This is a genomic window from Pseudomonas sp. PDM30, from assembly GCF_019218985.1.
GTDB lineage: Bacteria > Pseudomonadota > Gammaproteobacteria > Pseudomonadales > Pseudomonadaceae > Aquipseudomonas > Aquipseudomonas jessenii.
This window is the reverse complement of record NZ_JAHUWM010000005.1, coordinates 196,037-208,791: the sequence shown is the minus strand read 5'-3', so window position 1 is coordinate 208,791 and position 12,755 is coordinate 196,037. Positions and strand designations below refer to the sequence as shown.

General features: G+C 58.6%; 12 protein-coding genes and 1 pseudogene. 9 read left to right on the top strand and 4 right to left on the bottom strand.

The features are described 5' to 3' along the window. Positions 1 to 18 precede the first annotated feature (18 nt). On the bottom strand, positions 19 to 1,065 hold the full coding sequence (locus tag KW840_RS14425; protein WP_218495846.1) for an ornithine cyclodeaminase: 1,047 nt from the start codon (positions 1,063 to 1,065) through the stop codon (positions 19 to 21). 622 nt (positions 1,066 to 1,687) lie between these two features. On the opposite strand from KW840_RS14425, the gene KW840_RS14420 reads away from it, so the two are divergent. The 7 genes and pseudogenes from KW840_RS14420 to KW840_RS28485 all read left to right on the top strand — a co-directional run. Continuing rightward, positions 1,688 to 2,467, top strand: a complete 780-nt coding sequence (locus tag KW840_RS14420) for a transporter substrate-binding domain-containing protein (RefSeq protein ID WP_218495844.1) — start codon at positions 1,688 to 1,690, stop codon at positions 2,465 to 2,467. A 59-nt stretch (positions 2,468 to 2,526) separates the two neighbouring features. Further along, positions 2,527 to 3,252 carry an ABC transporter permease gene (locus tag KW840_RS14415; RefSeq protein WP_102669631.1) on the top strand — a complete coding sequence of 242 codons (726 nt, stop codon included), beginning with the start codon at positions 2,527 to 2,529 and terminating at the stop codon, positions 3,250 to 3,252. Next, entirely contained in the window at positions 3,249 to 3,959 is a 711-nt protein-coding gene (locus KW840_RS14410) for an ABC transporter permease (protein ID WP_218495842.1), read from the top strand. The genes KW840_RS14415 and KW840_RS14410 overlap by 4 nt, the downstream gene beginning before the upstream one ends. 56 nt (positions 3,960 to 4,015) lie before the next feature. Continuing rightward, positions 4,016 to 4,777, top strand: coding sequence for an ABC transporter ATP-binding protein (locus tag KW840_RS14405; RefSeq protein ID WP_218495840.1), 762 nt, complete (start codon positions 4,016 to 4,018; stop codon positions 4,775 to 4,777). A gap of 12 nt (positions 4,778 to 4,789) precedes the next feature. Further along, positions 4,790 to 5,269 carry an Lrp/AsnC family transcriptional regulator gene (locus KW840_RS14400; protein WP_007974731.1) on the top strand — a complete coding sequence of 160 codons (480 nt, stop codon included), beginning with the start codon at positions 4,790 to 4,792 and terminating at the stop codon, positions 5,267 to 5,269. A gap of 252 nt (positions 5,270 to 5,521) precedes the next feature. Then, on the top strand, positions 5,522 to 6,478 hold the full coding sequence (ctlX, locus tag KW840_RS14395) for a citrulline utilization hydrolase CtlX (RefSeq protein ID WP_218495834.1): 957 nt from the start codon (positions 5,522 to 5,524) through the stop codon (positions 6,476 to 6,478). A 3-nt stretch (positions 6,479 to 6,481) separates the two neighbouring features. Beyond that, a pseudogene (locus tag KW840_RS28485) lies at positions 6,482 to 6,610 on the top strand (histidine/lysine/arginine/ornithine ABC transporter ATP-binding protein); the annotation flags it as partial. An 82-nt stretch (positions 6,611 to 6,692) separates the two neighbouring features. Here KW840_RS28485 and gfa read toward each other — a convergent pair. Then, positions 6,693 to 7,271 (bottom strand): S-(hydroxymethyl)glutathione synthase, encoded by a 579-nt coding sequence (gene gfa, locus KW840_RS14390; protein WP_150813155.1) that lies wholly within the window; start codon positions 7,269 to 7,271, stop codon positions 6,693 to 6,695. 503 nt (positions 7,272 to 7,774) lie between these two features. After that, the gene (locus KW840_RS14385; RefSeq protein WP_218495831.1) at positions 7,775 to 8,284 is read right to left on the bottom strand and encodes a cupin domain-containing protein; all 510 of its coding nucleotides are present in this window, start codon (positions 8,282 to 8,284) and stop codon (positions 7,775 to 7,777) included. A 289-nt stretch (positions 8,285 to 8,573) separates the two neighbouring features. Here KW840_RS14385 and KW840_RS14380 point away from each other — a divergent pair, with 289 nt between their 5' ends. Further along, positions 8,574 to 9,641 carry an alpha/beta fold hydrolase gene (locus KW840_RS14380; protein ID WP_218495829.1) on the top strand — a complete coding sequence of 356 codons (1,068 nt, stop codon included), beginning with the start codon at positions 8,574 to 8,576 and terminating at the stop codon, positions 9,639 to 9,641. A 110-nt stretch (positions 9,642 to 9,751) separates the two neighbouring features. Then, a complete protein-coding gene (locus KW840_RS14375) occupies positions 9,752 to 11,242 on the top strand; it encodes a DUF1254 domain-containing protein (RefSeq protein ID WP_218495827.1) in 1,491 nt (496 codons plus the stop codon). 616 nt (positions 11,243 to 11,858) lie between these two features. Here the strand turns inward: KW840_RS14375 and KW840_RS14370 are convergent. Then, on the bottom strand, positions 11,859 to 12,590 hold the full coding sequence (locus KW840_RS14370) for a hypothetical protein (RefSeq protein WP_218495825.1): 732 nt from the start codon (positions 12,588 to 12,590) through the stop codon (positions 11,859 to 11,861). Positions 12,591 to 12,755: the final 165 nt, after the last annotated feature.

Sequence of the window (12,755 nt, the reverse complement as noted above, 5' to 3'; positions counted from 1 at the left end):
TTGGAGAGTCGAGTGGAGTCAGGCCCGAAGCCTTACATCGTCAGCTGCTGAAGGCTGCAGCAACGAGAACAGGTTCTTGGGATCTTGCAGCTCCGGCACCAGTTGGATGTCGCTGCCAATGTTGAGCGTTCTTGCAACATCCAGCACATAGCGCAAGGCGGAGTAGTCTTCGATGGCGAAGCCGACCGAGTCGAACAAGGTGACTTCCTCGGCATGCTGGCGACCTTGGGTCTGACCATTGATGACTTTCCAGAATTCGATCACCGGTGAGTCGGCGGGCATCTGCTGAATTTCGCCTTCAATGCGGCTTTGTGGTTCGTACTCAACCATGACTCGCGCACGCTCCACGATGTCTCGGTGCAGTTCGGTCTTGCCGGGGCAGTCGCCGCCCACTGCGTTGAGGTGCATCCCGGGCTCGATCATCTCAGGGGTTAGAATCGTTGCGTAGGCCTTGTCGGCCGTGACCGTGGTCACGATATCGGCCCCACGTACGGCTTCCGCGACGGTTTTGGCAACGGTCACCTGTATGGCGGGGTAGGCCCGCAGGTTGGCTACCAGCTTCGCCGTCGCGGCAGGATCGATGTCGTAGAGACTGATTTCAGTAATGCCGAGCAATGTATGAAATGCCAGGGCCTGGAATTCGCTCTGTGAGCCGTTGCCAATAAGTGCCATTCGGCGACTGTCCGGTCGGGCGAGGTAACGGGCGGCGAGTGCAGAAGTGGCAGCGGTGCGAATGGCGGTAGTCAGCGTCATTTCACTCAGCAAAACAGGCTTGCCGGTATCGACGTCTCCCAGCGCACCAAACGCCATGACCGTCAGCATGCCATTGTGCGTGTTCTTCGGATGCCCGTTGACATACTTGAAGGCATAGAGCGAGGCATCAGACACCGGCATAAGCTCGATGACGCCCTCGGGTGAGTGGTTCGCCAGGCGCGCGCACTTTTCGAAATCCGGCCAGCGTACGTAGTCTTGACGGATGTACTCGGCCATTTCGATCAGGCAACGAGGCAAGCCTTTTTCCTGGACGAGACGGCTCAGATCATTGACGTCAATGTAACGGGTCATATTGGGTTCCTTTGGGCGTTTTATGGTGTGCCGGTCTGGACTGCCTATCGCTTCGGCGGCTGAGACTCAGGAGGCGGTCCATGTGTTTGCAACGGACCTATTGTCGAGGCAATGGAGAGAAGATTTCGGCCAATACTGACCCTGGACACAGCGAGAGAAGTCGAAAAACACAGAGCGCACAGCGGAATCGGCCGGGTGACAGTGACCACTCGCATCTCGCTCTCACGACTCAAGCGCGATGTACTTCACGAAGCATCGTCATGCAGGTAAAGAAGGCCTCAAAGACAAGCACATGTCTTGTGGCGCTCCCTTTTATGTGGGGACACAGCGGACGACAGAATCGGCTGTGAAAGCCCTTCGTTCAGCACAGGCACGCTGTTTGAACGTGGGGTTACGACACCAGCACCCTCCCGGCAATTGGCATTCTGACGGTCCATTTCAAGCGCTTGTTGATCGCTGTCCGAGATGGAGTGCAACTCCGACGACTGGCACCTTCCAGTCGAAAACAACAACAAAAACGGCTGCGGTGAAGACCGCATCGACTCTCTGCCCCTGTCAAAAAAGTGTGGTCCGACGCAAGCGCCGGATCGCTATAAATCCAAATAATCCGGGACTCTAGAAAATGAACATCAAATGGCTGACTTTGCCGGCACTCGCGTTGCTTTGCTGCACCACGGGCGCCAGTGCCAAGGAGTGGAAGGAGCTGCGATTTGGCGTCAACCCAAGCTACCCACCCTTTGAATCCACCACGGCCGATGGCGGGGTTCAGGGCTTCGGCGTGGACCTGGGCAATGCGATATGTGCCGAGCTGAAGCTGACCTGCGTGTGGGTCAGCAATGATTTCGACGGGCTGATTCCGGGGCTCAAGGCCGGTAAGTTCGATGCCATCGAATCTTCGATGACCGTTACCGACGCGCGCAAAAAACAGATCGACTTTACCGATCTCCTGTACGCAGGACCGACCGCCATCGTCACCCGCAAAGACTCCGGACTGCTGCCTACCGCCGAATCGCTGCGCGGAAAAACCATCGGTTACATGCAGGGCACGATTCAGGAAACCTACGCCAAGGCCAAACTGGGGCCGGGCGGGGTGAAGCTGCGGGCCTATCAGAATCAGGATCAGGTCTATGCCGACCTGGTATTTGGCCGTCTCGATGCGTCGATCCAGGACAAGCTGCAAGCGCAGATGAGTTTCCTGACCTCGCCACAAGGGGCGGACTTCCAAAACAGCGAAGGCATCAGCGACCCGTTGGTGCCGTCGGAAATCGCCATTGGTGTGCGCAAGGACAACGAAGAACTCAAAGGCATGCTCAACGCCGCCATCAAGGCCCTGCACGACAAGGGCATCTACGCGCAGATCCAGCAGAAACACTTCGGTGATCTGGACCTCTACAACAACTGATCCTCGTGCCCCGGTCGTTGTATCGCAGCGACTGGGGCGCATCAAGACAGGTGACTGGCGTGAACTCCTTCCTGAATATTCTGGGGCTCGATCTTTCGGCCCTGCAAGGCTATGGCCCTTTGTTGCTGCACGGCACCTGGGTCACCCTCAAATTGTCGGCACTCGCGCTTCTGGTGAGCATGGCGCTGGGGCTGCTCGGCGCGGCGGCCAAACTGTCGCCGCTGAAGCTGTTGAATCTCCCGGCGACCTTTTACACGACACTGATCCGTGGCGTGCCCGACCTGGTGTTGATGCTGCTGATTTTCTACAGCCTGCAAGGCTGGCTCAGCGCCCTGACCGAGGCCATGGGCTGGCCCTACATGGAAATCGACCCATTCGTGGCCGGCATCATCACCCTCGGTTTTATCTACGGGGCGTATTTCACCGAGACCTTTCGCGGGGCGATTCTGAGTGTGCCGCGCGGTCAACAGGAAGCCGCGGCGTGCTTTGGCCTGAGCCGTTGGCAGCGCTTTCGTTTCGTGGTGTTCCCGCAAATGATGCGTTTTGCCTTGCCGAGCCTTGGCAACAATTGGCTGGTGCTGCTCAAGGCCACGGCTCTGGTATCGATCATCGGTTTGTCGGACCTGGTCAAAGTCGCGCAGGAGGCCGGTAAAAGTACGTTCAATATGCTTGATTTCCTGCTGCTGGCCGCCGCGCTTTACCTGCTGATCACCAGCGCTTCGAACTACGTTTTGCGTGTGCTGGAACGGCGCTACAACCAGGGTGTACGGGGGATGGCGCGATGATCGAGTTGATTGCCGAATACTGGAAACCCTTTCTGTTCAGCGATGGCGAGACCCTCACCGGGTTGGCGATGACCCTGTGGCTGCTGGTGGCGAGTATTGCCATGGGGTTTTTCCTGTCATTGCCCCTGGCGATCTTGCGCGTCTCGCGCTGGGGTGTCTTGCGTTGGCCGGTTCAGCTGTTTACCTACATCTTTCGCGGCACGCCGTTGTATATCCAGTTGCTGATTTGCTACAGCGGGATCTACGGCATTGCGGTGGTTCGTTCGCAGCCATTGCTCGAAGCGTTTTTCCGCGACGCCATGAATTGCACCTTGCTGGCGTTTACGCTCAACACCTGCGCCTACACTGTGGAAATTTTCGCCGGAGCGATCCGCAGCATTCCCTACGGTGAAATCGAAGCGGCCCATGCCTATGGCCTCAGTGGCTGGCGCCTGTATCTGCAATTGATCCTGCCTTCGGCGCTGCGCCGCGCGCTGCCGTACTACAGCAACGAAGTGATCCTGATGCTGCACGCGACTTCGGTGGCGTTCACCGCAACCATCCCGGACATCCTGAAAATCGCCCGGGACGCCAACGCCGCGACTTTCATGACGTTTCAGGCTTTCGGTATCGCCGGCCTGCTGTACCTCATGCTGTCGTTCGGGCTGGTCGGTGCGTTCCGCCTGGCTGAGAAACGCTGGCTGAGCTTTCTAGGCCCGACCCACTGACTTCCATTCTTTATCCAGAGCGGCGCCGATAAGTGTGCCGCTTCAGGAGTATTCGCATGTACAAACTCACGGTTGAAAATCTGTATAAACGTTTTGGTGACAACGAAGTACTCAAGGGCGTCTCGTTAAACGCGAGGGCAGGGGACGTGGTGAGCATGATCGGCGCCAGCGGTTCGGGCAAAAGCACCATGCTGCGCTGCATCAACTTTCTGGAGCGGGCGGACGAAGGCGCCATTGCTCTGGATGGCGAGCGAGTCCTCACCCGCCAGGGCGTCGGCGGCATGCGCGTTGCCAATCCGAAGCAGTTGCAGCGCTTGCGCACGCGACTGGCGATGGTGTTCCAGCATTTCAACCTGTGGAGCCACCTGACCGTGCTGGAGAACATCGTGCTGGCGCCGTGTCGAGTCCTGGGCATGAATCGCAAGGCCGCCGAAGAGAGCGCTCGGGCGTATCTGGACAAAGTCGGCCTGCCGCAACGGGTGGCCGATCAGTACCCGGCGTTTCTGTCCGGCGGGCAGCAACAGCGGGTGGCGATTGCCCGTGCCCTGGCGGTGGAACCGGAAATCCTGTTGTTCGACGAGCCAACCTCGGCGCTCGACCCGGAACTGGTGGGTGAAGTCCTGAAGGTCATTCAGGCACTGGCCGAAGAGGGCCGGACCATGTTGATGGTGACCCACGAAATGGGCTTTGCCCGGCAGGTCTCCAGCCAGGTGTTGTTCCTGCATCAGGGGCGGGTCGAAGAGCAGGGTGATGCTACGATACTCGACCGGCCAACCAGCGAACGTTTGCAGCAATTTCTATCGGGTCGTTTGAAGTGAGGCAAGGCGTACATGGCGGATATCCGCGATCTGTCGATCGTGCTTGATCGTATCGATCAGGCAATCATTGAAGTGTTGCGCCACGAAGGGCGCATCACCTATCAAAAGCTGTCCGAGCGCGTACACCTGACCCCCAGGCCGTGTCTGGAACGGGTGCGCAAGCTGGAACAGCTCGGGGTCATTCGCGGTTATGGTGCGATTCTCGATGAGAAGAAACTGACGCCGGGCTTGTCGTTGCTGGTGCTGGTGGCGTTGTCGAACCAGAGCGGACGCGCGGCGCAAAAGGCCTTCGAGGCCAAGGTCCGTGCTTGTCCTCAGGTGCTGGAATGTCGCCTGATCAGTGGCGCGTTCGACTACAGCCTGCGCATGCGCTGCCGTGATATGGAGCATTACCGGGTGTTGACCGAAGTCTGGTTTGACGACCCGGATTTGCACATCGACAAACTGGTCAGCCACCCGGAACTGGCGATGGTCAAGACCACGATGGAGTAAGCGTCAAACGGATAAAAACGGTGGGAGCGGGCTTGCTCGCGAAGGCGGTGTGTCAGTCGACATTGATGTTGGATGACCCTGCGCCTTCGCGAGCAAGCCCGCTCCCACATTTGCTTTGTGTTGTTCACCGAATCGGCTGAAGGGGTCAGAATCTTCAGCCGTTTTCATCAGCGCAACAGCTGTTATCAACCGGGTTTTTCCCACCTCGAAACAGACAATGAGCCTCTCTCGACCCTCATTGAGTCTGTGCCCATGCAAACCACCAATACGGTTTTAATGATTCGCCCGACACGTTTCTCCTTCAATCAGGACACGGCGGCGAACAACCGCTTCCAGCGTCCGGCAACCGTTGCTGAAGACGTTCAACTCAAGGCCCTTGCCGAGTTCGATGGCTATGTCGCCGCGTTGCGTCGGCACGGCGTTGAAGTCCTGGTGCATAACGATCGCGAAGCGCCCCATACCCCGGACTCGATCTTCCCCAACAACTGGTGGAGCAGCCACCCGGATGGCACCTTGGTGCTGTATCCGATGCAGGGCCACAACCGACGACTGGAGCGGGACAAAGGTGTACTCGACGGGCTGCTGGGCGAATACCGGGTCGAGCAGTTGCTAGACCTGTCCAGCCTCGAAGAGCAGGAGGTTTTCCTGGAGGGCACCGGCAGCATGGTCCTGGATCGGCAACAGCGGATTTGCTACGCCGGGTATTCCACACGCACCCACGCCCAGGCCCTGGATCAGTTGGTCACCCATTTGGGCTATGAACTCTGTGCGTTCAACGCGGTGGATCGCCAGGGCGTGGCGATTTATCACACCAACGTCATGATGAGTGTCGGCACCCGCCTGGCGGTGGCTTGCCTGGCGTCCTTGCCCCATTCGGGCGAACGTGCGGCGCTGCGCGAACGGCTCGAAACCAGCGGCAAACAGGTCATCGCCTTGAACTGGGAGCAATTGGAGTCCTTTGCCGGCAACATGCTGGAAGTGCACAACGCAGAGGGCGAGCCGCTGCTGGTGATGTCGCGCACAGCCTGGCAATCACTGGACGCCAATCAGCGTCGCTTGATCGAAGCTCACACCACGCCGTTGCCGGTGAACATCGACACCATCGAGCGCATCGGTGGCGGCAGCGCGCGCTGCATGTTGGCCGAGGTATTCCTGCCCAGGCAGGGTGGCAGTGCCTGCCTTGCAACCATCAGCGGCTTGGATCGCTAACCGAAAACGGTGTCGAACCACGTCATGTTCCTGCATCAGGGCCGGATGGAGGAGCTGGGGGCGCCGAGCGCTGTGCTGGAACAGCCCCGTAGCGAGCGGTTGAAACAGTTTTTGTCGGGTAGTCTGAAGTAACCTGTCGCGCCCAGTGTGCGGGAAGTGTTTTTTGGGGATGTCGGGGCCGCGGTCCGACGAAGAAACCGCGGCGGCCGATCAATCAGGCGGCGGGGAGCAGGCCTTTCTGTTTGGCGACATGAGTCGCCAGTGCGTCCATCAAGTCCGGGGACAGGCAGTCATAGGGCTCCAGGCCGATCGAGCGCAGGCGCTCACGGATGGCCTTCATTTGCGCTGGCGGTGTGCCGGTTTCGATGATGGACGACACGAACGCCGCGAAGCTCGGCGCAGCCCATCCACGTTGGGGAGAGAGCTCGGTGTGGACGAAGTCCAGACCATAAAATGCATGGTCTTTGTTCTCGATGCGCCCGAAGAGATGGGCGTGGCACTGCTTGCAGGCGTGCCGCTGAATGGTGGCGGTTTCGTCGACAATTGCCAGTTTTTCACCGTGGGCAGTGACGCTGACCTTATCCCGAGGTACTACGGCAATGACAGCGAATATCGCGTTTTGCGGTTTCCAGCATTTGCTGCAGCCGCACGCGTGGTTATGCAGGGTTTGTGCGTCGATCTTGACCTCGACCTTGTCGGTCGCACACAGGCATTGCAGGGTGCCTCCTGTGAAATTCGCAGCGGCAGGCTGGATACCATTGTCCAGTGCAGGGTGAAGTTTCAAGGTGTTCACGTTGGCTTCTCCGTTTCAGGGTGTCAGACGAAAGTGCCTGGGGTCGTGCACCTCATCGCATCCTGGAACATCTTCGGCAACAGGGTGCGACCCTCGACGCCTTTGGATTTATCGACCCGAAGATCGCCTGGGCCAAGCGACCACGGGGAGAAAGAGTGGCTGTCGCCTCCGGTATCCCAGAGAAAATCATAGTTCAAAGACGCCCTGGAAACCGGGTAGCAAGCGGTTTCTTATTGCTCGTGGATTCCCACTGATCCAGCGTCGATATTGCTTCAGACACATCGCAGGGTGAGCACGAAAACTTAATGTCTGAAGCATCGATGGCAAATCTACAAATCAGTTCGCGAGAATTCAAAGAGTTGGTTCAGAGAGCTAGAGCTGTGGGACTCAGAACTGAGGCGGGGATCTGCTTTAATACAGCATTTAACATAATATACATTACACGTAATACGATATGGCCAGATTGGCCCAGACTCACACAGATCTTGAAGCAAGGAACCACCTCATCCTCGCGTCAGCCTTTCGATCAACGCCCAATGCTCAGGAAACTGCTGACCGAGCTTTTGCCGGTCACCCATTTCCATATCTGCGAATTCAAAGCCTGGCGTAACCGCTTCACTGATCAAGCCGAATCCTGCTGCGCCGTGCATCACCTGCGAAGCTTTCCAGATGCCACCGGGCACATGCAGTTGCAAGCATTGTCCGGCGAGAACGTCGTGACCCATCACAATGGTTTTCAATGTGCCGTCCGGAAAAATCAGCGTGTACTGAATCGGATCGCCCAGATGATAGTAATGAACGATGTCTGACCGGTTCAGATGGAAATGACCTATTGGAGCGTCCTGGGTCAGCAGATAGAAAATCGACGTCATGCAATGCCGTTGGCCAGCAGACGTCAGAATCGTGTTCTGGTCGTCCGACTGGTAGGTTCTGCGAAAGAAACCACCTTCGATATGGGGCTCAAGGTCCAGGGATTTGATCAGCTCTGCAATTTTCGTGGTGCTTGGATTCATTTTGTCTCCCTGCCTTTAAATCGCAACTTTATTGGCATAATCGAAGCATTTGCCAACATAACTCGACTAAATAGTGCTTTAGTCGAGTTAGTCTTCATACTGATCCTGCCCCCCTCCAGTGTCTGACCTGTTGTGTATCACAGTGTATCGGCGTGACACCTCGATACACAGACTTTCATCCGGACTGCAATTGGACACAGGCCAGATACGTTGTCGCGCTTGAATGCTCGTAAGGTTTGAAGGGGTTCGGACGGAACCCCTGACCCACGGCTGGTAATGGAGACATCCCATGAAGATGGCACTGCGCAACAGCAAATCCGGCAAGACTCGCCGCCACCTGGTCGGTCCTTCGATCCTCGCGCTGACGCTGTTCGGTGTGCTCGGTGCGGCCCACGCGCAAACGGCCGCCACCGCGCAGCCAGCCGTGGCCCCTGCCGGTACCACCCAGGTGGCGCCCTCGCCCTTCGGCCCGCTCAAGCATGTCAACGCCGGGCTGCTGGACGTGGCGTACGCAGAAACAGGCCCGGCCAACGGGCCGGTAGTGATCCTGCTGCATGGCTGGCCGTACGACATTCATAGCTATGATGAGGTTGCGCCGTTGCTGGCCGCCAAGGGTTATCGGGTGCTGATGCCCTATGCCCGGGGTTATGGTGATACGCATTTCCTGTCCGACAAAACCCTGCGCAATGGCCAACCGGCTGCACTGGCCAGTGATGTCATCGACTTCATGGATGCCCTGAAGATCAAGCAAGCGGTGCTCGGTGGTTACGACTGGGGTGCGCGTTCGGCCGGCATTGTCTCGGCACTGTGGCCGGAACGGGTCAAGGCGCTGGTTTCGGTCAGCGGTTATCTGATCGGCAACCAGGCGGCCGGCAAGAACCCGCTGCCGCCCAAGGCGGAATTGCAGTGGTGGTATCAGTTCTACTTCGCCACTGACCGTGGTCGCGCCGGTTACGAGAAGAACACCCATGACTTCGCCAAGCTGATCTGGCAACTGGCCTCGCCGAAATGGGCGTTCGATGACGCCACCTTCGACCGCAGTGCCAAGGCGCTGGATAACCCCGACCATGTCGACATCACTGTGTTCAACTACCGCTGGCGCCTGGGCCTGGTCCAGGGCGAAAGTCGGTACGAAGCGTTGGAGCAGAAACTGGCCACGGCGCCGTCCATCAGCGTGCCGACCATCACCCTTGAAGGCGATGCCAACGGCGCACCGCACCCGGCGCCTGAAGACTATGCCAAGCGCTTCACCGGCAAATACGAGTTCCGGTTGATCAATGGTGGCATCGGCCACAATCTGCCGCAGGAAGATCCGCAGGCGTTCGCCAAGGCGGTGATTGATGCCGATCATCTTTGAGGTCGATCTGAGGCCCTCGCGCCTGTGCTGAACAGCACTGGGGTAAAGGATGAGCTATCTTGAGAGCGAATCACCTGCATTCGGTGACTGCTGACAAGTAAGGACGCTTCATGAATCGTTTACCCCGGTGCCATGCCCTCCTCGCCTTGACTTTCGCCAGTACGGTCACAGCCGCAGCCCTGTTGAGTGCACCGGGTTACGCAGCGCAAGCCACTGTTGCCGCTCCGGTCACCAGCCCTGTCTCAGGCCCTGTCGCCGGCACCAAAGTAACCGAACCGTATGTGCGCATGATGGCGCGCGAGGCGTATTTCTGGGCTTGGCCGATGGCCAACATCTTCAATCGTCGCCAGGCCTTCAAGAACTTGCCGGAACCCGGCTTGATGGGCGGCATCGTACCCGTGGCCCCGATCAATCGGCTGTCGATGCTCAGCGACTACATCGACCCGGCCGAGCGGCTGGTGGCCTGTCCGAACCAGGACGTGGTGTACGGCGCCGGCAGCATCGCCCTGGACATTGAGCCGGTGGTGCTGCAAGTGCCGGACTTCGACGGCCGTTTCTGGGTGTATCAGGTGGTGGACCTGCGTTCGGACAGCTTCGCCGAAATGGGCAAAATGTATAACACCCAACCGGGTTTCTACCTGTTGGTCGGCCCGGACTGGAACGGCAAGGTGCCGCCCGGCATCAAGCGGGTGTACCGGGCGCGCACGAACACCGGGTTCGTGATCCCTCGGGTATTCCAGGACGACACCGCCGCCGACCGCCAGGCCGTGCAGCCGGCTTTGTCGGGCATCGACATGTACCCGCTGTCGCAATACGACGGCAAAATGAAGAAGCGCAACTGGGCCAGGCTGCCGAAATTCCCGGCCCAGGCTTCTGAAGGCAATGCCGAAACCAGGTGGGTGGTGCCGGAGAAGTTCTTCGATGAGCTGCCGGCCCTGCTCAAGGACGCCAAGCCATTGCCGGGGGAAGAAGCCCGCTACGCGCAAATGGCCACCCTTGCGGCCATCGCCAAGGCCGACCCGCAACTTCGCGCTGCGATGATCGACGAGGCGAAAAAGGCCGACAGCGAAGTGATCGACCCGCTGTTGCAGTTCCGCAACTACGGTCTGCAATTGCCCAATCACTGGAGCACCGTGAGCAACGGTGCAGCGTTCGGCACCGACTATTTCACCCGTACCGCCGTCGCGCGTTCGAACATATTCGTGAACCAGCAGAAAGAGACCAAATACTTCTACCAGGACCTGGATGAGAACGGCCTGCGCCTCAACGGCCGGTACGGCTACAGCGTCACGTTCGCCAAAGGCAAGCTGCCGCCAGTCAGGGGGTTCTGGTCGCTGACGCTGTACAACGAACAGCACTTCTTCTCGCCTAATGAGCTCAAGCGTTACTCCATCGGCACCAAGAACAAATCCCTGCAAACCAATCCTGACGGCTCGCTGACCATTTACGTGCAAAGTGAATCACCGGGCAAGGACAAGGAAAGCAACTGGCTGCCCTCGCCCAAAGGTGCCGAATTCTCGCTGTACATCCGCGCCTACTGGCCGCAAGCCGATGTCCTCGACGGCGACTGGACCCCACCGGCGGTGGTGAAAACCAAATGAACAGGACCTGAAAAAATGAGCGCCCGGGTGGCGCTCATTTCATTTTGGCGGCATGGAAACCCCCTAAACCCTGTTGGAGCGAGCCTGCTCGCGATGGCGGAGTGTCAGCCGATATCAATGTTGGACGTGCCGGCTTCATCGCGAGCAAGCTCGCTCCCACAGGTTTCAGTGACGCCCGCAAATGCTTGTCACACCACAAAACAAGGTGGGAGCGAGCTTGCTCGCGATGGTGGAGTGTCAGCCGGTATCAATGCTGGACGTGCCGACCTTATCGCGATCAAGCTCGCTCCCACAGGTTTCAGTGGCGCCCACAAATGCTTGTCACACCACAAAACAAGGGTGGGAGCGAGCTTGCTCGCGATGGCGGAGTGTCAGCCGGCATCAATGCTGGATGTGCCGACCTTATCGCGAGCAAGCTCGCTCCCACAGGTTTCAGTGGCGCCCACAAATGCTTGTCACACCACAAAACAAGGGTGGGAGCGAGCTTGCTCGCGATGGCGGAGTGTCAGCCGATATCAATGCTGGATGTGCCGGTCTCATCGCGAGCAAGCTCGCTCCCACAGGACGCGACGGCTAGCTTCGCGCTCCGCCCGTTTACGCCAAGACACGACTTTTGCTACGAGTAATGGATTTCACTCAAGTCGATCGACACCAGCAACGCCTCCTTGTTGACCTGCCCATCGATTTTGCGTCGATAGGCTAGCCGCTTGCCCGGCATGCGCAATCCGTCGGCCTCAACGTAGTCACCAACCAGTTGGGCAGCGGGCATGCCGCCGCTCACATCGACGTTGTAGTCGTGGCGGCGCAGCAGAAAGTCATCGCCGAAATAGAAGTCCTGGATGGTGCTGTGGGTTGCGATGCTGTCGGGAAAGTGCACCCGCAAATGCCGCCAGAGTTCGGCCCCCTCTTGCAGGGGTTCGATTTCCTCGCAGGTTACTCCCGGCAAGGTGAACAGGAAGGGCATGGTCAGGTAGGACCACATCGCATAGCCGTTGAAGTAGGCCCGGTGCAACGGGTCCCACGCCGTGTGTTCCCCATGGCCCTTGAAGGATGCCCGGGGCGCATGGCGCTCGGCAATCACCTTGCCCGCGGTGTTTTCGATGGCGATTCGGTTCGGCGTATAGGCCGTGAATTGCTCCGGTGCGCCGAAGGGTTTCACCGAGGCTCTTTGTTCATGCAGCCACGCGGTCATCTGGCGTGGCGCGCTGTCCTGGGTCAACCCTTTCATGCCCCAGAGCGAGCCGCCGGTGACGATCGTGGCGCAGACCTTATTGAAACTGTTCCAGCGCACCAGGCCGCCATGGGCGGCAAGCACCTGGTCCAGCAGTTCTCGATCCTGTGCAGACATGATTGCGTCCCCTCCTCGGCCGGCAGCGCTTGCCTCATTACCAGAATAATCGATAGCCGGCCGCTTGCAGGGCCGTGCCGATGGACAGCCCAATTGGGGTTCTAGCGCACTTTGCGCACCAGGCATCAAAGACAGCACACCGATTCAATATTCCCGACCCGATCT

What these genes read in the sequence shown, in the direction of transcription:
- KW840_RS14425 (WP_218495846.1), bottom strand. Translation starts at nt 1,065, where the DNA reads ATGACCCGTTACATTGACGTCAATGATCTGAGCCGTCTCGTCCAGGAA.
- KW840_RS14420 (WP_218495844.1), top strand. Translation starts at nt 1,688, where the DNA reads ATGAACATCAAATGGCTGACTTTGCCGGCACTCGCGTTGCTTTGCTGC.
- KW840_RS14410 (WP_218495842.1), top strand. Translation starts at nt 3,249, where the DNA reads ATGATCGAGTTGATTGCCGAATACTGGAAACCCTTTCTGTTCAGCGAT.
- KW840_RS14405 (WP_218495840.1), top strand. Translation starts at nt 4,016, where the DNA reads ATGTACAAACTCACGGTTGAAAATCTGTATAAACGTTTTGGTGACAAC.
- KW840_RS14400 (WP_007974731.1), top strand. Translation starts at nt 4,790, where the DNA reads ATGGCGGATATCCGCGATCTGTCGATCGTGCTTGATCGTATCGATCAG.
- ctlX (WP_218495834.1), top strand. Translation starts at nt 5,522, where the DNA reads ATGCAAACCACCAATACGGTTTTAATGATTCGCCCGACACGTTTCTCC.
- KW840_RS14385 (WP_218495831.1), bottom strand. Translation starts at nt 8,284, where the DNA reads ATGAATCCAAGCACCACGAAAATTGCAGAGCTGATCAAATCCCTGGAC.
- KW840_RS14380 (WP_218495829.1), top strand. Translation starts at nt 8,574, where the DNA reads ATGAAGATGGCACTGCGCAACAGCAAATCCGGCAAGACTCGCCGCCAC.
- KW840_RS14375 (WP_218495827.1), top strand. Translation starts at nt 9,752, where the DNA reads ATGAATCGTTTACCCCGGTGCCATGCCCTCCTCGCCTTGACTTTCGCC.
- KW840_RS14370 (WP_218495825.1), bottom strand. Translation starts at nt 12,590, where the DNA reads ATGTCTGCACAGGATCGAGAACTGCTGGACCAGGTGCTTGCCGCCCAT.